The organism is Polaribacter marinivivus, assembly GCF_042651285.1.
Classification (GTDB): Bacteria; Bacteroidota; Bacteroidia; order Flavobacteriales; family Flavobacteriaceae; genus Polaribacter; species Polaribacter marinivivus.
On the sequence record NZ_JBHSCY010000001.1, the window covers coordinates 1524436 to 1549752 of the forward strand.

22 protein-coding genes are annotated in these 25317 nt (G+C 29.3%); 12 read left to right on the top strand and 10 right to left on the bottom strand.

The features are described 5' to 3' along the window. Positions 1 to 19: 19 nt before the first annotated feature. The 4 genes from ACFOWD_RS07190 to ACFOWD_RS07205 are packed head-to-tail and all read right to left on the bottom strand — an operon-like array spanning position 20 to position 3158. Positions 20 to 634, bottom strand: a complete 615-nt coding sequence (locus ACFOWD_RS07190) for a CopD family protein (protein ID WP_377409290.1) — start codon at positions 632 to 634, stop codon at positions 20 to 22. A 45-nt stretch (positions 635 to 679) separates the two neighbouring features. Next, a complete protein-coding gene (gene hemH, locus ACFOWD_RS07195) occupies positions 680 to 1705 on the bottom strand; it encodes a ferrochelatase (protein ID WP_377409292.1) in 1026 nt (341 codons plus the stop codon). Between the two features lie 41 nt (positions 1706 to 1746). After that, positions 1747 to 2265 carry a TrmH family RNA methyltransferase gene (locus ACFOWD_RS07200; RefSeq protein ID WP_377409294.1) on the bottom strand — a complete coding sequence of 173 codons (519 nt, stop codon included), beginning with the start codon at positions 2263 to 2265 and terminating at the stop codon, positions 1747 to 1749. 8 nt (positions 2266 to 2273) lie between these two features. Further along, positions 2274 to 3158, bottom strand: coding sequence for a helix-turn-helix transcriptional regulator (locus ACFOWD_RS07205; RefSeq protein WP_298995029.1), 885 nt, complete (start codon positions 3156 to 3158; stop codon positions 2274 to 2276). A gap of 203 nt (positions 3159 to 3361) precedes the next feature. On the opposite strand from ACFOWD_RS07205, the gene hemA reads away from it, so the two are divergent. The 9 genes from hemA to hemF are packed head-to-tail and all read left to right on the top strand — an operon-like array spanning position 3362 to position 12057. Further along, a complete protein-coding gene (gene hemA, locus ACFOWD_RS07210; RefSeq protein ID WP_298995031.1) occupies positions 3362 to 4597 on the top strand; it encodes a glutamyl-tRNA reductase in 1236 nt (411 codons plus the stop codon). A gap of 9 nt (positions 4598 to 4606) precedes the next feature. After that, positions 4607 to 6196 (top strand): hydroxymethylbilane synthase, encoded by a 1590-nt coding sequence (gene hemC, locus ACFOWD_RS07215; protein ID WP_377409296.1) that lies wholly within the window; start codon positions 4607 to 4609, stop codon positions 6194 to 6196. A gap of 3 nt (positions 6197 to 6199) precedes the next feature. Continuing rightward, entirely contained in the window at positions 6200 to 7168 is a 969-nt protein-coding gene (gene hemB, locus ACFOWD_RS07220; RefSeq protein ID WP_377409299.1) for a porphobilinogen synthase, read from the top strand. 20 nt (positions 7169 to 7188) lie between these two features. After that, the gene (gene hemL, locus ACFOWD_RS07225) at positions 7189 to 8481 is read left to right on the top strand and encodes a glutamate-1-semialdehyde 2,1-aminomutase (protein WP_377409300.1); all 1293 of its coding nucleotides are present in this window, start codon (positions 7189 to 7191) and stop codon (positions 8479 to 8481) included. A gap of 23 nt (positions 8482 to 8504) precedes the next feature. Beyond that, on the top strand, positions 8505 to 8864 hold the full coding sequence (locus tag ACFOWD_RS07230) for a four helix bundle protein (RefSeq protein WP_377409302.1): 360 nt from the start codon (positions 8505 to 8507) through the stop codon (positions 8862 to 8864). Then, positions 8864 to 9904, top strand: coding sequence for a uroporphyrinogen decarboxylase (gene hemE, locus ACFOWD_RS07235; RefSeq protein ID WP_377409304.1), 1041 nt, complete (start codon positions 8864 to 8866; stop codon positions 9902 to 9904). The genes ACFOWD_RS07230 and hemE overlap by 1 nt, the downstream gene beginning before the upstream one ends. A gap of 4 nt (positions 9905 to 9908) precedes the next feature. Further along, the gene (locus ACFOWD_RS07240; protein ID WP_377409306.1) at positions 9909 to 10394 is read left to right on the top strand and encodes a DUF6973 domain-containing protein; all 486 of its coding nucleotides are present in this window, start codon (positions 9909 to 9911) and stop codon (positions 10392 to 10394) included. A gap of 12 nt (positions 10395 to 10406) precedes the next feature. After that, the gene (locus tag ACFOWD_RS07245; RefSeq protein ID WP_298995050.1) at positions 10407 to 11165 is read left to right on the top strand and encodes an EI24 domain-containing protein; all 759 of its coding nucleotides are present in this window, start codon (positions 10407 to 10409) and stop codon (positions 11163 to 11165) included. Further along, positions 11155 to 12057, top strand: a complete 903-nt coding sequence (gene hemF / locus ACFOWD_RS07250; protein ID WP_377409308.1) for an oxygen-dependent coproporphyrinogen oxidase — start codon at positions 11155 to 11157, stop codon at positions 12055 to 12057. The genes ACFOWD_RS07245 and hemF overlap by 11 nt, the downstream gene beginning before the upstream one ends. Positions 12058 to 12103: 46 nt before the next feature. Here the strand turns inward: hemF and ACFOWD_RS07255 are convergent, their stop codons facing one another. Both ACFOWD_RS07255 and ACFOWD_RS07260 read right to left on the bottom strand, forming a co-directional pair. Further along, entirely contained in the window at positions 12104 to 13441 is a 1338-nt protein-coding gene (locus tag ACFOWD_RS07255) for a hypothetical protein (protein ID WP_377409310.1), read from the bottom strand. A 44-nt stretch (positions 13442 to 13485) separates the two neighbouring features. Beyond that, positions 13486 to 14064, bottom strand: coding sequence for a YceI family protein (locus ACFOWD_RS07260; protein ID WP_377409312.1), 579 nt, complete (start codon positions 14062 to 14064; stop codon positions 13486 to 13488). A 378-nt stretch (positions 14065 to 14442) separates the two neighbouring features. Here ACFOWD_RS07260 and ACFOWD_RS07265 point away from each other — a divergent pair, with 378 nt between their 5' ends. After that, complete coding sequence (locus tag ACFOWD_RS07265) at positions 14443 to 15786, top strand: dihydrolipoamide acetyltransferase family protein (RefSeq protein ID WP_377409314.1); 1344 nt, start codon at positions 14443 to 14445, stop codon at positions 15784 to 15786. 157 nt (positions 15787 to 15943) lie between these two features. Here the strand turns inward: ACFOWD_RS07265 and ACFOWD_RS07270 are convergent, their stop codons facing one another. Then, a complete protein-coding gene (locus ACFOWD_RS07270; protein ID WP_377409316.1) occupies positions 15944 to 18508 on the bottom strand; it encodes an ATP-dependent Clp protease ATP-binding subunit in 2565 nt (854 codons plus the stop codon). Positions 18509 to 18771: 263 nt separating this feature from the next. On the opposite strand from ACFOWD_RS07270, the gene gyrA reads away from it, so the two are divergent. Both gyrA and ACFOWD_RS07280 read left to right on the top strand, forming a co-directional pair. Next, positions 18772 to 21276: a DNA gyrase subunit A gene (gene gyrA, locus ACFOWD_RS07275; RefSeq protein WP_377409318.1), complete on the top strand. Its 2505-nt coding sequence runs from the start codon at positions 18772 to 18774 to the stop codon at positions 21274 to 21276. Positions 21277 to 21306: 30 nt separating this feature from the next. After that, positions 21307 to 22557 (top strand): tetratricopeptide repeat protein, encoded by a 1251-nt coding sequence (locus ACFOWD_RS07280; RefSeq protein ID WP_377409320.1) that lies wholly within the window; start codon positions 21307 to 21309, stop codon positions 22555 to 22557. A 71-nt stretch (positions 22558 to 22628) separates the two neighbouring features. On the opposite strand, the gene ACFOWD_RS07285 is transcribed toward ACFOWD_RS07280, so the two are convergent. The 3 genes from ACFOWD_RS07285 to ACFOWD_RS07295 are packed head-to-tail and all read right to left on the bottom strand — an operon-like array spanning position 22629 to position 25307. Next, positions 22629 to 23411 (bottom strand): hypothetical protein, encoded by a 783-nt coding sequence (locus ACFOWD_RS07285; protein ID WP_377409322.1) that lies wholly within the window; start codon positions 23409 to 23411, stop codon positions 22629 to 22631. Next, entirely contained in the window at positions 23390 to 24535 is a 1146-nt protein-coding gene (locus tag ACFOWD_RS07290) for a CHASE2 domain-containing protein (protein WP_377409324.1), read from the bottom strand. The genes ACFOWD_RS07285 and ACFOWD_RS07290 overlap by 22 nt, the downstream gene beginning before the upstream one ends. Position 24536: 1 nt before the next feature. After that, on the bottom strand, positions 24537 to 25307 hold the full coding sequence (locus ACFOWD_RS07295) for a C40 family peptidase (RefSeq protein WP_377409326.1): 771 nt from the start codon (positions 25305 to 25307) through the stop codon (positions 24537 to 24539). Positions 25308 to 25317 lie beyond the last annotated feature (10 nt).

Sequence of the window (25317 nt, forward strand, 5' to 3'; positions counted from 1 at the left end):
GTGGCAAAGAAAAGAAAAATTACTCGTTATTTTCTTCGAGAGAAGAATTATCATGAGTTTTCACTTCCTCTAAAACTTCTTTTTCAGCTTTGTCCCAAGATTTTTTTTCACGAATTCTTTTATATAATTTTATAGAAAGCATTAATAAAATACCAAAAAGTACAATGCCAACAACGCCCCAAACCCAACTTATTGCGTTTTTTACAGTTACTAAAAACACTACAGCAAATAAAATGATAGTAGATACTTCATTAAATAACCTCAATTTAAAAGCAGAGTATTTTATAATATCATTTTGTAATTTTTTGTAAATATTATGACAAAATCCATGATAAAAATATAAACCAAAGACAAAAGCTAGCTTTACTAGCATCCAAGATTCAGATAAGTAAAATGGTGATTCGTAGAGCATCCAAAAAGCAAAAAAACTAGCTAAAATGGCAGATGGCCAAGTTATTATATACCATAATCTTTTACTCATCAATTTATATTGTGTTTGTAAAATTGACTTTGCTGGTTCTAATTTAGTTTCTGCTTCTGTATGGTAAATAAATAATCGGACTATATAAAACAAACCAGCAAACCAAGTCACTACAAAAATGATGTGTAAAGCTTTTATGTAAAGGAAGTCCATAGTTGTTAGTTTTTGGTTTAAAAGTGTATTTAATTTTGTTAATTGTTAATTGTTTTTCCATTCATCTATCCAAGAAACCATCACATCTACCCAATCATTATTGTCATTTAAACAAGGTATTGCATAAAAGTTTTTTCCTCCTGCTTCTACAAATTCTTCTCCACCTTCCATAGCTATTTCTTCTAAAGTTTCTAAACAATCAGAAACAAAGGCAGGTGTAACTACAGCTAAATTTTCAACACCATTTTCTGCAAATTTTTCAATGGTTTTATCTGTATAGGGTTGTAACCAAGGATCATTACCTAATCTAGATTGAAAGGTAGTAAAATATTGTTCTGGTTTTAAATCTAAATACTCAACTACCTGTCTTGTAGTTTCATAGCACTGATGTTTATAACAAAATTGATGTGCTTCAGATTTGGTTTTGCAACAAATAAAATTTTGGTCTGATGGATTACAATGACTTTTTGTTACATCAGATTTTCTGATATGTCTCTCAGGTACTCCATGATAAGAGAACATAATTTTATCCCATTCTTTATCAGCCAAATAATCTTTGATACTATTCGCAAGAACTTTTATATATTCTTCTTTATGATAAAATGCTGGAATATCTGTAAACCTCATTTCTGGGAAATGTTTTTGCCTTAATTCTTCTGCTAAAACCAATATAGTTTCTGTGGTTGCCATAGCAAATTGAGGGTATAAAGGCACAATTAAAACATCTGTAACACCTTTATCTTTTAATTCTTGTAAACCACTTTTTATTGATGGATTTCCATAACGCATTGCTAATGCAACTGGTATATCTTCTTTGTGTTGTATTTTTTCTTGTAATCTTTCAGATAAAACAATTAAAGGAGAACCTTCATCCCACCAGATTTTCTTGTAAGCTTTTGCAGATTTTTTTGGTCTAAAGTTTAAAATGATTCCTTTTACTAAAATCCAACGTAAAAAATATGGAACGTCAATAACACGTTCGTCCATTAAAAATTCTCCTAAATATTTTTTTACATCCTTTGTTGATGTTGAATCTGGTGACCCTAAATTTACTAGTAAAACTCCTTTCATTTTTAAAAATTCAAGATTTATAAATTAAACTGCTTGTTGGTTTATAATTGATATTTGCTAACTGTTAACTGATTTGTAACTTCATACAAAGTTATGGCTAAACTATGAATTACGTTCATGCTAGAATTACGACCATACATGGGTATTGCAATAGTTTCATCAACTAAAGAAATATTTGCAATTCCATTTCTTTCACTACCCAAAAGTAAAACGATTTTTTCATGATTTTTAAAATCAAAATCTTGAATATTGATGCTTTTATCAGTTATTTCTATGCCAATAATTGTATTGCCTTCTTCTTTTAAATTTTTGACTACATCATTAAAATCAGAATACATTTCATAATGAATTTGTGGTATTGTATTTCTTGCTGTTTTAATTACTTTTCTATTCTCTAAACTTGGCGAATTTTTATGAAAATAAATTTTTTGAACTCCAAAACTTTCAGCAATTCTAAAACACATCCCTATGTTTTCTGGGGTTCTAATAGCATCACATACAATAGTTATAGGAAACTTTTGTTGGGTGTTTTCAATATCATAATGTGTAAGTTGTTTCAAACCTTAACTTATTTATTTAAACTCATTACATATTTTTTTGGTGTAGTACCAAACTTCTTTTTAAAAGCAGCTATAAAATGACTAGCAGTACTGTACCCAATTTGTACACCAACTTCGTTAACATTAAATTTATTAGATTCTAATAACCTTCTTGCATGCTCCATTTTATAATCAAACAAAAAACTATAGACAGTATCTCCGTAAATTTGCTTAAAACCTTCTTTTAGCTTTTTTAGATTTAAGCCAATTTCATTTGCTAATTCTTGTAAACTAGGAGGCTCTGCCATTCTTGAGATAATAATTTCTTTGGCTCTTCTAATTTTTAAGACATTGTCTTCATCAACTAAAAAAGGACAATATTCACCTTCTGTAGCTTCATCTTTTTGAAAATGTAAACTCAACAATTCATAAACCTTACCTTTTACATATAATTCTCTTATAGAACTGTTTATATTAGAGTTTATAATTTGTTGTAAAACAATAGCTACAGTTGGTTTTATTTCTGCATCATCATAATATTTTCTGTTACTATTTTCGTTACTTAAAAAAGGAATATATCCTGATTCTTTTGAGAATAAAGAGTGAAACTTTTCTATAGATATCAATAATGATATTAATGTTGTTTTAGGTTGTATTTCTAAATGAATTGGCAAGGTTCTTTGTGGGTTGTATAATAAAATGCATCTATTGTCTAAAACGTCAAATGAGTAGTTGCCATTATTAAATAAAAACTTAGAATTACCTCTAATACAAAAATGCATTTGAATAAAGGTGCTATCTATATCTCTTTCAAAAACTTCTACATCTTTACTTTCGTTCTGAAAATGAAGCACATAAAACCCTTTTTCTAATGTAATTTCATCTAAAGTACTTTCTCCGACATTTTTAAACATATTAAAATAACTTTTTTAAGTTGTTTTTATTTAGAATGATTCTATATAAAATCAATCAAAAACCTTGTTAATACAGCAAAAATAAGACTTTTTGCAAATTTTATCTTAAAATAAACCTTAAAAAACATATACCGTTATAAAAAGTACTTTTAGCGATATTTTTTTATTTATTAAGTTTTTACTTTTGACCGTTCTTAAAAACTATGCAAGAAAAAAAGCAATTAGATTTTTACAACATTGGAGTTAGCTACAAAAAAGCTGACGCAAAAACTCGTGGTAAATTTTCTTTATCTAAAGAAAGTCAAGTAGCACTTTTAGAATTAGCTAAAGAAAAATCATTTACTGGTGTTTTTGTTTTATCTACTTGCAATAGAACAGAAATATCTGGTTTTGCAGAAAGACCATGTCAGCTCATAGAGTTGCTATGCGAATTTTCTGAAGGTACAATTCAAGAATTCTCAAAAATTTCTTTTGTCTACAAAAATCAAGAAGCTATAGATCATCTATTTAGAATTGGTACAGGTATAGAAAGTCAAATTTTAGGAGATTATGAAATCGTAGGTCAATTAAGACAATCTTTTAAAATTGCTAAAAAAGTAGGCACTACAAATGCCTATTCAGAACGTTTAGTTAATAGTGTTTTGCAAGCTAGTAAAAAAGTTAAAAACGAAACAAAGATTAGTTCTGGTACAACTTCTGTTTCTTATGCTGCTGTGCAATATTTAATTAATAATTTACCTGACTATAATTCAAAAAACATTTTAGTTTTTGGTTTAGGTAAAATGGGTAAGCACACTTGTAAAAACTTAGCAGAATATACCCAAAATAAACAAGTTTCATTAATCAATAGAACTGAAGAAAAAGCTTCAGAATTTGTAAAAGAACATGCAACTATTCGTAAATCTGTTATAGAAAATTTATCTGAAGAAATAGCAAACTCAGATGTTCTAATTGTTTCTACTGGAGCAGAAAATCCTACAGTAACTTTAAATCACGTCGCTAAAGATAAAAAGTTATTAATACTTGATTTATCAATGCCAGAAAATGTTGATAAAAAAGTAGGAGAACTTGAAAATGTGACTATTATTAATGTAGATGAACTTTCTAAAATAACAGATGAAACTTTAAGTATTCGTCAACAAGAAATACCTTTAGTAGAAGCTATTATTGATACTCATAAACAAGAGTTTAACAATTGGTTAAATATTAGAAGATTTACTCCTACAATTGCTGCTTTAAAAGAGTCTTTAGAAAATATAAAGAATGATGAAATTAATTTTCAAAAAAAGAAAATTAATAATTTTGATGAAGATCAAGCAGAAATTTTAACTTCACGCATTATTCAAAAAATTACAACACAGTTTGTAAAACATTTAAAAGCTGATGATACTGAAGTTTCAGAAAGTATTCAGGTGATTAATAAAGTGTTTCAACACTAAAATAAATTCATGCAAAAAATTATTAGAATAGGAACTCGCGAAAGCCAATTGGCTCTTTGGCAAGCCAATAAAGTGCGCAAAGAATTAGCAGAATTAGGTTACGAATCAGAGATTGTTCCTATTAAATCTACAGGAGATATTATTCTAGATAAACCGCTTTATGAGCTAGGGATTACTGGAGTTTTTACAAAGAATTTAGACATTGCAATGTTAAATGGCGATATTGATATTGCTGTACATTCTCTCAAAGATGTACCAACAGTTTTGCCTGAAGGTATAGTGCAAGGTGCTGTTTTAAAACGTGCTAATTATAATGATATTTTAGTTTTAAAAGATACAGAGGAGTTTTTTGGGCAACCAAATGGAGTTATTGCAACTGGTAGTTTAAGAAGAAAAGCGATGTGGTTAAATCGTTATCCTACCCATAAGGTTGTAGATTTAAGGGGTAATGTAAATACAAGGTTACAAAAACTACAAGATAATGATTGGAATGGAGCTGTTTTTGCAGCTGCTGGCTTAGAAAGAATTGGTAAACGTCCAAAAGGAGCTATCAATTTATCTTGGATGATTCCTGCTCCAGCACAAGGCGCAATAATGGTCGCTTGTTTAGAGAAAGACCAATATGTAAAAGATGCTTGTGAGCAACTAAACCATTATGAAACTCAGGTTTGTGTTGGTATAGAAAGAGAGTTTTTAAATTTATTAGAAGGTGGTTGTACAGCTCCAATAGGTGCTTTAGCTTATGTTGATGAAAAGACAGAGGAAATCAACTTTAAAGGAGTTTTACTTAAAAAAGACGGCTCTAAAAAAATTACAGTTACCAAAACTGCAAAAATGGGACGTCACAGATATTTGGCAAAAGATTGTGCAGATTATGTGATTAATAGAGGAGGTAAAGAAATGATGTTAGCAGATATGGAAGGTGAGTCTAACATCAACCATAAAATATTTTCTACAAAAAAATTATCTGAAGCTCAAAAAGATATTTTACCAAATACTATTGGAGTAGAGGATAGCGATTTTATAAAAATTCGATTTAATAGAATAGCTCCTAAGGTTATGAAAGATGAAATTGAAAATGTCATTGTCACTAGCCAAAATGGAGTAGAAGCTATCTTAAATTCTTTTACTAAAAATGAGATTAAATTCAAAGATATTTATTGTGTTGGAAGAAGAACAAAGAAACTAATTGAAAGTAGAATAGGGAAGGTAACTCACGTTGCTAAAAACGCCAAAAAATTAGCAGAATACCTATCAGAAAATCTTAAAAACAAAGAAGTAACCTATTTTTGTTCAGACCTGCGTTTAGATATTTTACCTGCGTATTTACAAATGAAAGATATTGTTGTAAATGAGATTGAAGCCTACAAAACAATGTTAAGTCCAGAAAAAATAGATGATGAAGTATCTGGAGTATTATTTTACAGTCCTTCTGGAATTGATAGTTATTTAAAAGAAAATAATACAGATAAAACTGCTTTTTGTATAGGAGAAACTACAGCAAAAGCTGCAAGAAATCATTTTGAAGATGTACAAGTTGCAAACTTACCAAGTGTTGAAAGCTTATTAGAACTTGTAAAAACACATTATAATTCTTAAAAAATGTTTAGAACAAGAAGATTAAGAAAATCAGAAGGAATCAGAAGATTGGTTAGAGAAACCAAATTATCTGTAGATGATTTTATTTATCCTCTTTTTATTGAAGAAGGAGAAAATATTAAAACAGAAATTGTTTCTATGCCTGGAATTCATCGTTTTTCTTTAGATAGAATTTCTGAAGAGTTAGATGAGGTTGTAGCTCTAAATATTCCTGCTGTTTTGTTATTTGGTATTCCATCAACTAAAGATGATGAAGGCACAGAAACTTGGAATGATAATGGCATCATGCAACAAGCAATTCGATTTATTAAAAAGAATTACCCAGGTTTATATGTGATTACTGATGTTTGTTTTTGCGAATATACTTCACATGGGCATTGTGGAATTATTCACGACAATGACGTAGATAATGATGCAACTTTAGTAAATATTGCAAAACAAGTCATCTCACATGCAAAAGCAGGTGTAGATATGGTTGCTCCATCAGGAATGATGGATGGCACTATAGATATGATTCGTCAATCTTTAGATAATACAGGTTTTCCAAATTTACCAATAATGGCATATTCAGTAAAATATGCCTCTGCTTTTTATGGTCCTTTTAGAGATGCAGCAGATTCAGCACCTACTTTTGGTGACAGAAGAACTTATCAAATGGATCCATCTAATAGAGATGAAGGAATGCGTGAAGCTAATTTTGATGATCAAGAAGGAGCAGATATTTTAATGGTAAAACCAGCCTTATCTTATTTAGATATTATTAGAGATTTAAAAAATAATTTTGATAGACCTATAGCATGTTATAATGTAAGTGGAGAATATGCAATGGTTAAAGCAGCTTCAGAAAAAGGTTGGATTGATGGTGAAAAAGTAATGATGGAAAGTTTGCTTTCAATGAAAAGAGCAGGAGCAGACATCATCATCACCTATTTTGCAAAAGAAGCTGCAAGAGTACTAAAGACTAAAAACTAAAGAATAACAACTAGCGAAGAATGAGCTTTAAAAAATCAGAAAAACTATATCAAAAAGGATTAACACATTTAGTTGGTGCTGTAAATTCACCTGTTAGAGCATTTGCTTCTGTGGGTGGAAATCCGTTGTTTATTAAAAAAGCAAAAGGTAGTAAGATTATAGATGTAGATGGTAATGAATATGTAGATTTAGTCTTGTCTTATGGGCCAATGATTTTAGGTCACAGACATAAATCTGTAGAAAAAGCAGCAAAAAAAGCTTTAAAAAATGGCTATTCTTTTGGGGCTTCTACAGAAAATGAAATTACACTTGCAGAAATAGTATGTGATGCTTTTCCAGGAATGGATAAAGTTCGTTTTGTAAACTCAGGAACAGAAGCTGTTTTAAGTGGAATACGTTTGGCAAGAGCTTTTACAGGAAAAGATAAAATTATTAAGTTTTCAGGTTGTTATCATGGTCATCAAGATGCATTATTGGTGGCAGCTGGTTCTGGTTTAGCTACTTTAAGTTTGCCTGGTTCTAAAGGCGTTCCTGAAGGTGCTGTAAAAAATACCTTAATAGCAGAGTATAATAACTTAGATAGTGTACAAGCGCATTTTGATAAATACGATGACATTGCAGGAGTAATTATTGAACCAGTAGGTGGAAATATGGGAGTTGTGATTCCTCAAAATAATTTCTTAAAAGATTTAAAAGAATTATGTAAAAAAAATGGAGCTGTTTTAATTGCTGATGAAGTAATGACAGGTTTTCGTTCTAAATTTGGAGGAGCACAAGAAGTACTTGGAGTAGAAGCAGATATTACATGTTTAGGTAAAGTGATTGGTGGAGGTTTTCCTGTTGGGGCTTATGGAGCAAGAAATGAAATTATGGAAAATGTGGCTCCATTAGGAGGAATGTATCAAGCAGGAACTTTATCTGGAAATCCTATAGCAATGGCTGGAGGAATATCAACATTAACAGAGTTAAAAAGACAAAATCCTTATGAGTTTTTTGATGAAATGGGATCTAAAATTGAAACGATTCTTTTAGATGCAGCAAAAAAATACAATGTTGATTTGTCTGTAAATAGATTTGGTTCTATGATGAATCCATTTTTCACGAAAGTTAAGGTTACAAATTTTGAACAAGCACAAACTTCTGATACAGAAAAATTTGCCGTTTTCTTTTGGGAGATGATTAAAAACGGAGTGTTTTTACCTCCAAGTCAATTTGAAGCTTGGTTTTTATCATCAGCATTAAGTAAAAAGGATATAAAAATATTTGAAAAGGCAACAAATAAAGCAATGCAAAAAGTTGCTTCTAGCTTTTAGCTATTTGCTTTTAGAATAATATTATGAGGAATTTTAGAAAGTTAAAAATTTGGGAACAAGGTATAGAAATTGTTAAGGCAATATACTTACTTTCTGAAAATTTGCCTTCTGAAGAAAAATTTGGATTAAGAAGTCAAATTACTAGAGCTGCTGTTTCAATTCCTTCAAATATAGCTGAAGGTTGCAGTAGAAATAGTGAGATTGAATTTAAGCGATTTTTAGAAATTGCGATGGGTTCACTTTTTGAAGTTGAAACCCAGTTAGTAATCATTCAAGAATTGAATTTGATACAAAAGAAAGAGTTAAAAATAATTTTTGAATTATTAAATAATGAAGCAAAAATGATTAACGGACTAATAACTATACTAAAAGCTAACAACTAATGGCTAATAGCAATAATATAAAAAACGATTTATTTTTAAGAGCGTTAAAAGGAGAAACAGTAGATAGACCTCCTGTTTGGATGATGAGGCAAGCAGGTCGTTATTTGCCTGAATTTATGGAGATTAAAGAAAAATACGATTTCTTTACACGTTGTCAAACTCCTGAGTTAGCATCAGAAATTACAGTGCAGCCAATTCGTAGATATGGAATGGATGCAGCTATTTTATTTTCAGATATTTTGGTTATTCCACAAGCCATGAATATTGAAGTGGAAATGAAACCAAATTTTGGGCCTTATTTGCCAAATCCTATTCGTAATCAAAAAGATTTAGATTCAGTTATCATTCCAGATATACAAGATTCTTTGGGTTATGTGATGGATGCTATTAAAGCAACCAAAGAAAAGCTAAATGATGAAATTCCTTTAATTGGCTTTGCTGGATCACCTTGGACAATTTTATGTTATTGTGTGCAAGGTCAAGGTTCTAAGAATTTTGATAAAGCAAAACAACTATGTTTTACAAATCCGATTGTAGCACATTCATTATTGCAAAAAATTACAGACACAACTATTGCTTATTTAAAAGAAAAAGTAAAAGCAGGAGTTAATGCAGTTCAGGTTTTTGATTCTTGGGGAGGTATGCTGTCTCCAACAGATTATCAAGAATTTTCTTGGCAATACATTCAGCAGATTATTAATGCATTAAAAGATGAAACTCCAGTAATTGCTTTTGGTAAAGGGTGTTGGTTTGCACTCAATGAAATGTCTAAATCTGGTGCATCTGCTTTAGGCGTAGATTGGACTTGTTCTGCAAGAAATGCGCGTTATTTATCAGGAGGGAAAATTACACTACAAGGTAATTTTGATCCATCAAGATTATTTTCATCACCAAAAGAAATTAAAAAAATGGTGACACAAATGATAAATGAGTTTGGTAAAGATAGATACATTGTTAATCTTGGTCATGGAATTTTACCAAATATTCCTGTTGAAAATGCGAAAGCATTCGTAGATGCTGTAAAAGAATATAAAGTCTAAATTCATGTCTTTTAAGGATTTGATAAAAACCATAAAAATTGGTCAAGTAAAACAATTGATCATTTGGTTTTTTAAACATCCTTTCTTTTTACTAGCTACTGTTTATGCTACTTTAATAACGATAAGAATTGCTCAGAGAGAGTTTCCAGGTATACATGGTAAACATAATAAAGCAAATGCTTTTAGACATGCTTTATGGAATGTACTCATAGCAAAAAAGTGTAGAAGATTTAGTAATCATTTACCAAAAGTGATGAATTGGACTACAACTTTTACAAATTGGCATGAAGATTTTGTGATAAACAAAGATCTACCAAGATTTATGGATTTACATAATAATGCAATTGGTAGAAAGTTATTTGTAGCTTGGAAAGATCAAAATACTGAAAGTCTGATAAAACTGTTAAAAGTAGAATTGTCTAATGCAAAGAAAATATCTAAGCTTAATAATCTTAATCAAATTGAGAATTTGGTATTTTTGGAAGACTAATTCAATAATAGTATGATTAAAAATATCATTTTAGGAATAAAAGAATATAGTGGAGTTTTTGGTTTAATTTCTAAACTTAAACTTTGGAAATACTTTTTTATTCCTATGATAATAAGTCTTGTAACCGCAATTTTAATTGGTGTAGAAGCTTATGCTTTATCAGATAATGTTGGCAGTTTTATTTCAAAAGCATGGATTTGGGAATGGGGTAAAGAAACTTTTACAAGTATTAGTAACTTTATTGGAGGTGTCATTGTTTTAATTATTGGTTTAATTTTATATAAGCATATTGTAATGGGTTTATCTGCACCTTTTATGAGTCCTGTTTCAGAAAAAATCGAAAAACATTTTTATGGAGATGTTTCTTATAAGCACAGAAATACAACTAATACAGAACAATTAATAAGAGGTTTAAGATTAAATATTAGAAACTTAATTAAAGAATTACTTATTTCTTTACCTATTTTATTATTAAAATTTATACCAATTGTAAATATATTTTCTACTCTTCTATTGTTTTTAGTACAAGCTTATTATGCAGGTTTTGGAAATATAGATTATACTTTAGAGCGCCATTTAAAGTATAAAGAAAGTATAGAATTTGTTTCTAAAAATAAAGGATTTGCAATTGGTAATGGAATTGTTTTTATGTTGTTTTTGTTAATACCTATTGTGGGTATCATCATTGTTTTACCACTTTCTGTAACAGCTGCATCTACTAAGACATTAAAATTAATTCATGGAAAAACAGAACTAGTTTATGAAAAATAAATTTTATTCATATATAGAAAGTCTTCAAGATACCATAACCTCAACATTAGAAAAAGTAGATGGTAAAGCAACTTTTCAAGAAGATATTTGGAAAAGAACAGAAGGTGGTGGAGGTAGAACTAGAGTCATAGAAAATGGAGAAGTTTTTGAAAAAGGAGGTGTAAATATATCAAAGGTTTTTGGAGAATTACCTGAACCATTAAGAAAACAATTTGGGGTAAAAGAAGGCGACTTTTTTGCTTGTGGTTTAAGTTTAGTTTTGCATCCTAAAAATCCTTTTGTACCCACAGTTCATGCAAATTGGCGTTATTTTGAAATGTATGATGAAGCAGGAAATATTGTTACACAATGGTTTGGTGGTGGTCAAGATTTAACACCTTATTATTTGTTTGATGAAGATGCAATTCATTTTCATACAGTTTGTAAAAATGCTTGTGATAAACATCATTCAGAATTTTATCCAAAATTTAAAGAAACTTGTGATAACTATTTTTGGAATACACATAGAAATGAAGCTCGTGGAATTGGAGGTTTGTTTTTTGATTATTTAAAAGAAACTGAAGATTTTTCTATAGAAGATAGATATAATTTTGTTACAGAAGTTGGTAATAGTTTTTTAGAAAGTTATGTTCCTATTGTTGAAAAAAGAAAAGACAATTCTTTTAGCAAAAAAAATAAAGATTGGCAAGAAGTAAGAAGAGGTAGGTATGTAGAATTTAATTTGGTTCATGATAGAGGTACTTTATTTGGTTTAAAAACTAATGGAAGAATAGAAAGTATCTTAATGAGTTTACCACCAATTGTACAATGGAAATACAATCATCATCCAGAAGAAAATTCTGAAGAAGTAAAACTTATACAAGTGCTTAAAAAACCAAAAGTTTGGATATAAAAAAAGGCTACAATAATGTAGCCTTTTTCTTTTATTATGAAATAGATTAAAAACTAATAACAGCTTCTAAAACATAACCACTTACATCTGCACCAGATAAAACTGCAGGTGTCCAAGCATTTGGAGACCAAGCACCCATGTCAGAATTGTAAGATTGATTCATCATTTCAAATTTCATTAATATATTCTTTGTCATAAACCAACCTGCACCAAAATTAGTTCTATTTATTTTTTGTGTATTTGGCTGATTTGCTCCAGAAGCATAATCTCTATTTCCTTTTACAGAATTGAATCTACCTCCTAAATAAAATTGATTGTTTGTACCAAATCTATAGATAACTTCTGTTCCAAATTGTGTAAACTTTCCGTCATTATTTCCTTCAGCTTTACTTCCTTTACTTACCTCATAAATACCAAATAATTCAAAATTATTGTACTTAATAAATGGGTTAAATTGATACGAGAAATTTTTATTAAATCCAGGATTAAAACGTCCAGCAAAGTCTCCGCCTTCAACTAAATTACCATTATTGTTGTAGTTAAATAAATTATAATATCTACTTCCAGCTCTGTCTCCATTATATAAATGGTTACCATTACCAAAACCTGGTTCATTAATAAAAGATCCTGTAAATCTAACTCTTAAAGATTCACTTATTTGTTTGTCAATACCAAGTTTACCATAAAAAGTAGCTTTTAAATCTTTTTCTCCAACAATGGTAGATTGTCCCCAAGGAGTAACAACTTTATCTACTGTAGGGTTTAGTAAACCATTAGAAATACCTGCAACTAAAATAAAATCTTTAGGTTGAAAAACAAATTCAATAAATGGTTCTACAGTAAAAGAGTCCATTAAATAATTACCTACAAATGGGTTGTAAATAGCCATTGCATTATCTGATCTTCTAAAATGAGCATCACCATAATTTAATTGGTCTACACCAACTCTAATTGTAGCAATATCCATCATCCCTTTCCAAAAATCTTCTTTAATAAAGTTTAGTTTATCTATTTGAATATAACCACCTTTTACCCAAGTTTCATTATGGTGTTTAGAAGACAGGTAGGTTCTTAAATGCATTCTAACACCATCTGCAAGTTGCACATCAAAATTTAAGTTTGCTGTTGGTAAGTTTACATTGCTACCTATAGCAGTAAGGTTGTTCATGTCATTTGAGTGATCTAAACCTTGAAATTGTATCGCAAAATCACCACCAACTTTTATTTTTAATTTTTTAAATTCTACATCATTAGATTTTTTTGTTTCAAATACATTTAATCCATCAAAACCAGCTTGTCTAAAATACTGTATGTCTTGAGAATTAGCACTATAACCTAATAATACTAATAGTGCAATAAATAAAGTTCTTTTAATTGATTTCATAATTTTACATTTTTTAGTTTGATTTTTATATTATTTAAGGGGTTTTAAAATTTTAGGCTAAAATCTATTGTAATTTCATCACCAGTTTTAATAGTTCCCAGCAATGCTTTTGGTGGTGTTATACCATAAGTTGTCATTTTAAGTTTATGCTTACCAGTTAAGTGAACATCATTTCCTTTTTTATTAACTTTTGTAATGACAGTAACATTTTTTGTAACACCAGCAATTGTTAAATCTCCATTAAGTTCTAGGTTTAAAAAGTTTTCGTCTTGTGTAATAACTTTTGCATTTTTAAACACAAAATTTATTGTTGGATATTCTTCTGCTTTTAAGGCTTTATAGGTAAGTCTATCCATTGTCTTTTTTCCACTTTTTATGCTATACACATCTACAACAACATTTAAAGTTTCGATTTTTGTTTTTGTATTGTCTGTAAATGTTAAAGCTGCATCTGTTTTTTCTACATCACTTTCCCAATCATGTAAAGTAGATGTTCCAATAATCTTAACTATACTAGGTAGTTTTATATCTAAAGTTTCTAGATCTCTTTGTTTTTCTTGTGAATTAGTATTACAGAAAATACCTAAGAAAAAAAGTAAAAGAATTAATTTTAAAGTTTTCATTTTCTTGTTGTAGTTTATTTTAAAGTAAAATTAATAAGCATTGTAAGCTTAGCTTATGACATTTGTCATAATTCTGTTTTATAAAGAAGTTTAGAGAATTATATCATTTTAAAATAATGATATTGAGTAATTTATATTTTTATGAGTTTTAGAAATAATCAATTTTTATATTTTAAAGTTTTAAGACTTATTTCTATTGAATAATTCATAATAATTTTACCATATGAGTAAATTAGAATGTGATTATGATAATAAAAAACCCTTATATTTATTGATAATGTAAATCTGTAGTGTTTTAATTTTGTTAAAAAAAACACTTAAATAACTAAATGAGGCTAAATTTTAGTATTTTTGCATTTCAAAAAAATCGACTGTAAAATGGCAAGATTTGAATTAAAGTTACCTAAAATGGGTGAAAGTGTTGCTGAAGCAACTATAACTTCTTGGTTAAAAGAAGTTGGAGACTCTATAGAATTAGATGAGGCTGTTGTAGAAATTGCAACAGATAAAGTAGATTCTGAAGTACCTAGTGAAGTAGAAGGAACTTTAGTAGAAATTTTGTTTGAAAAAGATGCAGTTGTTGGTGTAGGTGAAACCATTGCAATTATAGAGACAGAAGGTGAAGGAAGTCCAGAAGATAATGTGCAAGAAAAGGTAGCAGAGACTAAAGGTACTGTTGAGGTTAGTGATATCCAAGAAGTAGAAAAAACTATTGAAAAAGCTGTAGAAGTAAAAGCGACTCCAATAGCTAAAACTTCTGACTCTGGTAAATTTTATTCACCTCTTGTTAGAAATATTGCTGAAACAGAAGGTGTTTCTATGGATGAGCTTGAAGCTATAGTTGGTTCTGGTAAAGATGGCAGAGTTACTAAAGATGATATTTTAGGTTATTTAGAGAATAGAGGTTCTTCTACAAAGACTCCAACAACTCAACAAGAGAAGCCTAAAGTTGTTGAGGCTAAGAAAAATGAACAAAAACCAGTTGCTAAAGCTGCACCTGTATCTGTTAATGGTGGTGATGAAATCATAGAAATGAGCAGAATGGGTAAATTAATTGCTAAGCATATGGTTGATTCTGTTCAGACTTCTGCACACGTACAATCATTTATAGAAATTGATGTTACTAATATTGTTAAATGGAGAAATAAGGTAAAAGATGCTTTCTTTAAAAGAGAAGGAGAAAAATTAACTTTTACTCCGATTTTAATGCAAGCTGTTGCTTCTACTATCAAGAAGTATCCATTAATTAATATTCAGGTTAAAGGCGATAGTATTGTTAAAAAGAAGAATATAAATTTAGGAATGGCAGCTGCTTTACCAGATGGAAATTTAATAGTACCTGTAATAAAAAATGCAGATCAGCTAAATTTAGTGGGTATGACTAAATCTGTTAACGATTTAGCAAATAGAGCAAGAAATAATGCTTTAAAACCAGACGAAATTCAAGAAGGTACTTATACTGTAACTAATGTAGGTAGTTTTGGTTCTGTTATGGGTACTCCAATTATTAATCAACCACAAGTAGCTATTTTAGCTTTAGGTGCTATTAGAAAAGTACCAGCTGTTATCGAAACTCCAGAAGGAGATTTTATTGGAATTAGACAAAAAATGTTTGTATCTCATTCTTATGACCATAGAGTAGTAAATGGAGCATTAGGAGGTATGTTTATAAAAACATTAAAAGAAACTTTAGAAGCTTGGGATGTAAACCAAGATTTTTAAATAATAATCATTTGAATTAATAAAAAAAAAGCTCAGATTTATCTGAGCTTTTTTATTTTCAAATCAAATTCAGGTTCGATTTTAATAAATATTTAAAGCTAAGCTAGCTTTAAATAGATAAGAAAAAACCCAAACAATTTAGTTTGGGTTTTTATTTTTAAGATTCTGTTTCAGTTCTAGTTTCAGGTTTTTTTTCACCTTTTTTAATTTTTATGGTGAGTTCGTCTTTCTTGGTATCGAAATCCATAAATATACTATCTCCTTCAGATAAATTAGAGTTTACAATCTCTTCAGCAAGGGCATCTTCAATATATTTTTGAATAGCTCTTTTTAAAGGTCTTGCACCATACTTTTTATCAAAACCTTTATCAGCAATATAATCTTTTGCTTCATCAGTTAAATTTAGTGTATAACCTAAATCTAAGATTCGTTTTAATAGTTTGTCTAATTCTATATCAATAATAGAGTGTATGTCTTGTCTTTCTAGTGCATTAAATACAATTACATCATCTATTCTGTTTAAAAATTCTGGTGCAAAAGATTTCTTTAAAGCGCCTTCGATTACAGATTTTGCATGAGCATCTGCTTGTGCTGCTTTAGAAGATGTACCAAAACCAACTCCACCACCAAAGTCTTTTAATTGACGAGCACCAATATTAGAAGTCATAATTATTATGGTATTTCTAAAGTCAATTTTACGTCCAAGACTATCTGTAATATAACCATCATCTAAAATCTGTAATAACATATTAAACACATCTGGATGTGCTTTTTCTATCTCATCTAACAAAACAACAGAATATGGTTTTCTACGAACCTTTTCAGTTAATTGTCCTCCTTCTTCATAACCTACATATCCTGGAGGTGCACCAATTAAACGAGATATAGCAAATTTCTCCATATACTCACTCATGTCAATTCTTATTAAAGAATCTTCTGAGTCAAATAATTCTTTTGCTAATACCTTTGCTAATTGTGTTTTACCTACTCCTGTTTGACCTAAAAAGATAAATGATCCAATTGGTTTGTTTGGGTCTTTTAATCCAACTCTGTTTCTTTGAATAGCCTTTACAACTTTGCTAACAGCTTCATCTTGCCCAATTACTTTACCTTTAATCATGCTAGGTAGTTCATGTAATCTATGGCTTTCTGCTTCTGCAACTCTGTTTACAGGTATTCCTGTCATCATAGAAACAACTTCTGCAACATTATCTTCAGTTACAATTTCTCTATTTAGTTTAGAATCATCTTCCCATTGTTTTTGAGCAGAATTTAATGCTGCTTCCATATTTTTTTCATCATCTCGTAACTTAGCAGCTTCTTCATATTTTTGACCATTTACTGCTTTGGTTTTTTTATCTCTTATGATTTCTAATTGAGCTTCTAACTCTAAAACTTGTTTTGGAACAACAATATTTGTGATATGAATTCTAGAACCAGCTTCATCTAAAGCATCAATAGCTTTGTCTGGCAGGTATCTGTCTGTCATGTATCTATTCGTTAATTTTACACAAGCTTCAATAGCATCATCTGTAAAATTAACATGATGATGTTCTTCGTATTTACCTTTAATATTATGTAAAATTTGAATAGTTTCTTCTACTGTAGTTGGGTCAACAATTACTTTTTGAAAACGACGCTCTAAAGCACCATCTTTTTCGATATTTGTTCTAAACTCATCTAATGTAGTAGCGCCTATACATTGTATTTCTCCTCTTGCTAAAGCTGGTTTTAACATGTTAGATGCGTCTAAAGAACCAGTGGCACCACCTGCACCAACTATAGTATGAATTTCATCTATAAAAAGAATGATATCATCATTCTTTTCAAGTTCATTCATTAAAGCTTTCATACGTTCTTCAAACTGACCTCTATATTTTGTACCAGCAACCAAACTTGCTAAGTCTAGAGAAACAATTCGTTTGTCAAATAAAATTCTTGATACTTTTCTATCAACTATTCTAAGAGCTAAGCCTTCAGCAATGGCAGATTTTCCAACACCAGGTTCACCAATTAACATTGGATTGTTCTTTTTTCTTCTACTTAAAATTTGAGAAACACGCTCTATTTCTTTTTGACGACCAACAACAGGGTCTAACTTATCTAATTCAGCAAGTGCTGTTAAATCACGTCCAAAATTGTCTAAAACAGGAGTTTTAGATTTTTTATTGGCTTTAGATTTTGGAGTTTGCTCAAAAGGATTTTGCTTGTCTGATGCATACTCATCATCAGATGGTGTTTCTGCAATTGGGTTTGAAGGTAAATCTACATTTGGATCATCTACATGTAACTGTTTGTATAAAGCCTTAGCTTCATCATAATTTACATGATATTTCTGAATTAACTTTGTGGTTGGGTCATTCTCATTTCTTAACACACATAATAATAGATGTGCAGTATCAATAGATTCACTCTGATATAGTTTTGCTTCTAAAAAAGTAGTTTTTAAAGCCTTTTCTGCTTGTCTAGTTAAATGCAAACTTTTTTTACCAGCGCTCTCTGATATTGATGGGTTTGCAGGATTTAACTGTTCTAGTTTTTTACGCAACAAAGCTAAATCAACATCAAATGCTGTCAATATTTCTATTGCTTTTCCTTCGCCTTTTCTAATTAATCCTAATAATAAATGCTCAGTACCAATAAACTCATGTCCTAATCGTAATGCTTCTTCTTTACTAAAAGTTATTACATCTCTTACTTTTGGTGAAAAATTATCGTCCATATTTCTTTCTATAATGCTATAAATTTAGTCCTTTTTTCTTCATAATAATTACAAAAAAAGTGCCAAGCTTAAAACCTGACAGTTTGACTACCATTACAAGGTAGAAAACTCTATGAAATCAAACAAATAATTTGCTGTTAAAAATTATTAAAAAATGTTAATAACTATAAGGCTTTACTTAAGGTAAAACCTTTGTAAAAAGTACTAGAAATAGTATCTTGCCTTGTTTTAAAAAAATCAATTAATTCAAATAGAGAATATATATGGCAGATGGAGAAAAGTTAATTCCAATTAACATTGAAGAGCAGATGAAATCTGCTTACATCGATTATTCGATGTCAGTGATAGTATCAAGAGCATTACCTGATGTAAGAGATGGTTTAAAACCAGTTCACAGAAGAGTTTTATATGGTATGCACGAATTAGGAATTAAAGCTACTGGAGCGTATAAAAAATCAGCAAGAATTGTAGGTGAAGTATTAGGTAAGTATCATCCTCATGGAGATACATCTGTTTACGATTCTATGGTACGTATGGCTCAAGATTGGAGTGTACGTTATATGATGGTAGATGGTCAAGGTAATTTTGGTTCTGTAGATGGAGATTCACCAGCAGCAATGCGTTATACTGAGGTGAGAATGCAGAAAATATCTGAAGAAATGTTAGCAGATATTGAAAAAGAAACTGTAGATCATACCTTAAATTTTGATGATACATTACATGAACCTACTGTATTGCCAACAAGAATACCAAATCTATTGGTAAATGGAGCTTCAGGTATTGCAGTAGGTATGGCTACAAATATGGCACCTCATAACTTAACAGAAGTTATAGATGGTACAGTTGCCTATATTGATAATAGAGATATTGAGATTGATGAGTTAATGCAACACGTAAAAGCACCAGATTTTCCAACTGGTGGTATTATCTATGGTTATGATGGTGTTAGAGATGCTTTTCATACAGGTAGAGGTCGTATTGTAATGCGAGCAAAAGCCAATATAGAAGAGGTAAAAGGACGTGAATGTATCATCGTTACAGAAATACCTTATCAAGTTAACAAAGCAGATATGATTAAGAAAACTGCTGACTTAGTTAATGAGAAAAAAATAGTAGGTATTGCAAATATTAGAGATGAGTCAGATAGAAATGGAATGCGTATAGTTTATATTTTAAAACGTGATGCGATTCCTAATATCGTTTTAAATAAACTTTTTAAATACACGCAGCTTCAGACTTCTTTTAGTGTAAATAATATTGCATTAGTTAAAGGTAAACCAGAGCAATTAAATTTAAAACAACTTATACATTATTTTGTAGAACATAGACACGAGGTAGTTGTAAGAAGAACTGAATACGAGCTTAAAAAAGCAGAGGCTAGAGCTCATATTTTAGAAGGTTTAATTATAGCATCTGACAATATAGATGAAGTAATTGCTTTAATAAGAGGTTCTAAAAATGCAGATGAAGCTCGTGAAAAATTAATAGAACGTTTTGAGCTTACAGAAATTCAAGCAAAAGCGATTGTAGAAATGCGTTTACGTCAGTTAACAGGTCTAGAACAAGACAAGTTAAGAGCTGAGTTTGAAGAAATCATGAAGACGATTGCTGATTTAAAAGATATTTTAGAAAATGAGCCAAGACGTTACCAAATTATAAAAGACGAACTTTTACATATTAAAGAAAAATATGGTGATGAAAGAAGATCTACAATAGAATATGCTGGTGGTGATATGAGAATCGAAGATATGATTCCTAATCATAAAGTTGTAGTTACAATTTCTAATGCTGGTTATCTAAAACGTACAAATCTTGATGAATATAAAGTTCAAAATAGAGGGGGTAGAGGTCAAAAAGGGGCTACAACAAGAAACGAAGATTTCTTAGAGCACTTGTTTGTGGGTACAAACCACCAATACATGTTGTTCTTTACTCAAAAAGGTAAAGTATTCTGGATGCGTGTTTATGAAATTCCTGAAGGTGGTAAAAACACTAAAGGAAGAGCAATGCAGAACTTGATTAATATTGAACAAGATGATAAGGTAAAAGCATTCTTAGTAACGCAAGACCTAAAAGACGAAGATTATATTAATAGCCATTATGTGATTATGGCTACTAAAAAAGGTCAAGTTAAAAAGACTTCTTTAAAGCAATATTCTAGACCAAGAACTAATGGTATTAATGCTATTACAATTAAAGAAGGTGATGAGCTGTTAGAAGCTAAACTAACAACAGGAGATAGCCAAGTAATGTTAGCCTTAAAGTCTGGTAAAGCAATTCGTTTCGAAGAAGAGAAAACTAGACCAATGGGAAGAACAGCTTCAGGTGTAAGAGGTATTACTTTACAACACGAAAATGATGAGGTAATTGGTATGGTTTCTGTAAATGATTTTGAAAGTGATATTCTTGTTGTTTCTGAAAAAGGATATGGAAAACGTTCAAGTTTAGAGGATTATAGAATTACTAACAGAGGAGGTAAAGGTGTAAAGACTTTGAATATCTCAGAAAAAACGGGTAATTTAGTAGCCATTAAAAATGTAGATGATAATAACGATTTAATGATTATTAATAAGTCTGGAATTGTTATTAGAATGTCTGTAGAAGATTTAAGAGTTATGGGACGTGCAACTCAAGGGGTTCGTTTAATTAACATTAAAGATGATGATAGTATTGCTGCTGTTGCTAAAGTAGTTAATGAAGAAGGAGATAATGACACTGATGAAACAGAAAATGGCACGGAAATTGAAAACAGTAATAACGAAAACTAAAAATTAGAATTAAATTAATAAACAAATAAAATGAAGAAACAAATATTAGCGCTTGCTGTTGGATTTATGTCGGTTGTAACGTTTGCGCAAAAAAAAGAACTAAGAGCAGCTGAAAAAGCTTTAAGTAAAAGTGATTACAAAACTGCTATGGCTAGTTTAGAGTCTGTTAAGGGAATGCTTGCAGATATGGAAGAAAAATATAAATCGCAATATTATTTTTTAAATGCTCAAGTATTAAGTGGTAAAAATGATTTACAAGGAGCTGCAGAAGCATTTAATCAATTATTTGATTACGAAAAACAAACAGGTAAAAAAAGGTATTCTAAAGAAGCTGAACCAATGTTAATGTCTGTTATTCAAAAAGTTTCTCAAAGAGCCATTAACTTGTATAACAATGATAAAGATTTTAAAAATGCAGCTAAAGATTTTTATTTAACTTATAAGTTAAGTCCAAAGGATACAAGTTTTTTATATAATGCAGCTGTAAGTGCTTCATTAGCTAAAGAATATGATACTTCTTTAGAATATTATAAAGAGTTACAAAAACTTGGTTATACAGGTATTACTACAGAATATTACGCTACTAATAAAGAAACAGGTGTTGTAGAAAATTTAGGTTCTAAAGATCAAAGAGATTTTATGATTAAATCTGGTCAATACATGAAGCCAGAAGATAAAAGTACTGAGTCTAAACAAGGTGATATTATAAAAAATATAGGTTACATATATATTAGCCAAGGTAAAACGCAAGAAGCTATTTCTGCAATAACAGAAGCTAGAAAAACAAACCCTAAAGACTTAAACTTAATTCTTAATGAAGCTCAATTATACATTAAATTAGAGAAGATGGATAAGTTTGCTCAGTTAATGGAAGAAGCTATTGAGTTAGATCCAAATAACCCAACTTTATTTTTTAATCTTGGTGTTGTTAACCAAAATGAAAATAAAACAGAAGAGGCTATTGGGTATTACAAAAAAGCAATCGAATTAAAGCCAGATTATGGTGATGCTTATATGAATTTAGCTGTAGCTATCTTATCTGGAGAAAAAGCAATTGTTGATGAAATGAACAAAAACTTATCTAACTTTAAAAAATATGAAGAGTTAGAAGAGAAACAAAAAGCATTATATAGAAGAGCTTTACCTTACTTAGAAAAAGCAGATGAAATAAAAAGATCAGAAGATACTGTAAAGTCTCTTTTAAACATTTATGATATTCTATTAATGGAAGATAAAGCAGATAAATTAAGACCTATCTATAAAAAAATGAGAGGCCAATAAGCTTATCAAATAATATAAAAAAACCGAAACTTAAGAGTTTCGGTTTTTTTTTATGAGAATAAAAAAGTTAGTTAATACTGAATAGTAAACTTCTCAGCTATTAATTTATTTATTTCATTTTCTTTAAAATCTAGGTTTATTAATTCCTTTTTAAAAACTTTTATGTCTTGTTTAAGGTTTGTTATTTGTATATCTGTTAAAATACTAAAATTAGTACTATCTGATTGATGATTAGCGTCTGATAAAGACCATGTGTAATTACCTCCTTTTCTTAAGAAAATACCATCTACATTTAGAGTCAAAAAGCTACCATTTGTTTCTATTTCTTTACTTTTTTTTGTTTTAGAATCAATTATTTTTAAAGTCAAATTAATGTGGTTATCATTAACCCACTCAAAATAAATTTTTTCTTTAATAATTTGAGTATTAGCTAAAGGTTGTAAAATACTTCCTACTGGTTTGGTTCTGTATACTACTCCAGCATTTGAGTTTTTTTCAACATCGTTCATCATCTTTTTAAACAAGTAGTTAAAGTACTTTTTGGTTACACTTGCTTTTTCATTTATTTTTTTATGTTCTAATACTTTGTCTAGGGTATAGCTTCCAGGTGCATCAAGTTGATATAGCTCACCTTTTTCATCTATTAGTTTTATAGCTTCAGCATTCTCTAATTGTAAAATTAAATTTTTATTAAAAACATCTCCTTTATTAATGCTTTTGTATTCACTTTTATTTTGAATATGAGGGTTTCCTGTAGTTTCTATAACGCAAAGTTTATCTTGACTGTAAGTAAGTATAGAAATAAATAATAATAAATAAAATAAATTGGTTTTTAATCTAAATAACTTTTCCATATTCTTTTAGTTTTAATAAATTTTATCAAATGCACATAAAAAATAAATAAATTAGAAGATATAACAGTAATACCAGTTATATAAAAAACATTTAAATATATGTCATAATTGTACAATAACAAATGAAAGTACAGCAACACAACTGTATAAATAAATAGTACTAACCACTTAAAAGTTCTATTATAAATTTCTCCTTTTCTCTCTAATTTTAATAAGAATATCATAAAAATAAAAACAGAAATAAAAGTAAATGTATATAACCAAAAAGAAGATACTTCAGTTATAAAACCATCTTCTATTAACATTTTTAAAATATTAGCATGTACAACTACACCAAACATATCTGGATAAGATTTACCTGATGTCTTAAGATTTAAAGGTGTAAAAAATTTATCTTCAATATCATTTTTACTTCCTAGTGGTTGACCTAAATAACCAAGTAAAACAATTTTATTTTTAAAAATATCTCTGTTTTTTAAAGTCATAAATTCATCAAATTCAAAATGAATAAATGATTTATAATTTGAAGAATATTTAATTCGTTTTGAAGATTTTAATTCGTTGAAATTTAATTTTTTACCAAATTTAAGCGCTATTTTGGCTGCAAATGATGTGTCTTTTTTATAAATAAAATCTGTAGTTCTTATAACACTACCTCCATTAAAGTTGATGTTTATAAAACCGTTATTTTTGGAGTTAAAAATGGGGTGATTACTAATTATAGAATCTCTATCAAAATTAATTGCGCTTATAATTAATGAATTCGATAAAAATTTCGATAAATATTTATCTTCTTCTTCGTTTTTTAATTCTCTAAAAATTGCGTCTATGCCTATAACTTTTGGCTTAGTTTCTATTAAACTTTCAAGTAAAAAAGCAATTTCTAATCTACTTTTATGTTCAATATTAACTAGGATAATATCTTTATTTACATTATTATCCTGTATTTGTTCAGCATAATAAATATCACTAAAACTAAAGTCTTTAAAAGCTTCTTTAAAAGGGTTTAAAAAGCTTAGATTTAAAATAATTAGTGATAAAAGAAAAGTAAGAAAAAGACAAAAAAGTGTTGATAAAAAAGCATCCTTTAGAATTAGACTATGTTTTTTTATCCACTTTACCATTTTAAATTATTCTTTTAATTATTCTAAGTTTATGAGTGTGTTTTTGTAATTCAGCATTATAAATTCCACTATGGTCTAAAGTATCAATTCTAACTTTACCATGAGCATGAATAATTTGGTAGTTATTTAAAATAATACCAACATGTGTAATTTCTCCTTCATCATTATCAAAAAAAGCTAAATCCCCTGGTTCACTTTCTTCAATAAAACTTAATACTTCACCTTGTGTCGCTTGCTGGTTAGCATCTCTTAAAAGTTTGTAACCACAAAGTTTATATACCATTTGTGAAAAACCAGAGCAATCAATTCCAAAAGGAGTTTTACCACCCCAAAGATAAGGAGTGTTTAAATAAGTAAATGCTTTATGAATTATTTTGTCTTTGTCTAAAGTTCCTTTTGATATTTTGCCTTCAAAATTAAAGATAGAAGTATTAATCTTTAACCTGTTATTCTCATAAAAAGGAAGGTTAGCTCCTAAAGGTATTGTAATTAAATCGTTGTTTGTTGTTGATATAAAATCTATAATTTCATTAGATAGGGTATATTCATCATTTACTATTCTTTCATAAATATCTTCAGAAATTTCTTGAAATTGTAGATGATGAATATAACCTTCAAAATTATCAAAACTTAACTTTATTTTACTCCATTCTTTATCTTTTTCGAGTATTGTAAAATGCTCACCAAATAAAACCTGATTTGTCATTTCTGACTGATGAGAAGGTTCTTTGCGTAAAGGCACAATACCAAGATTACAAATTCCGTAAAACAAATTCTTAGGT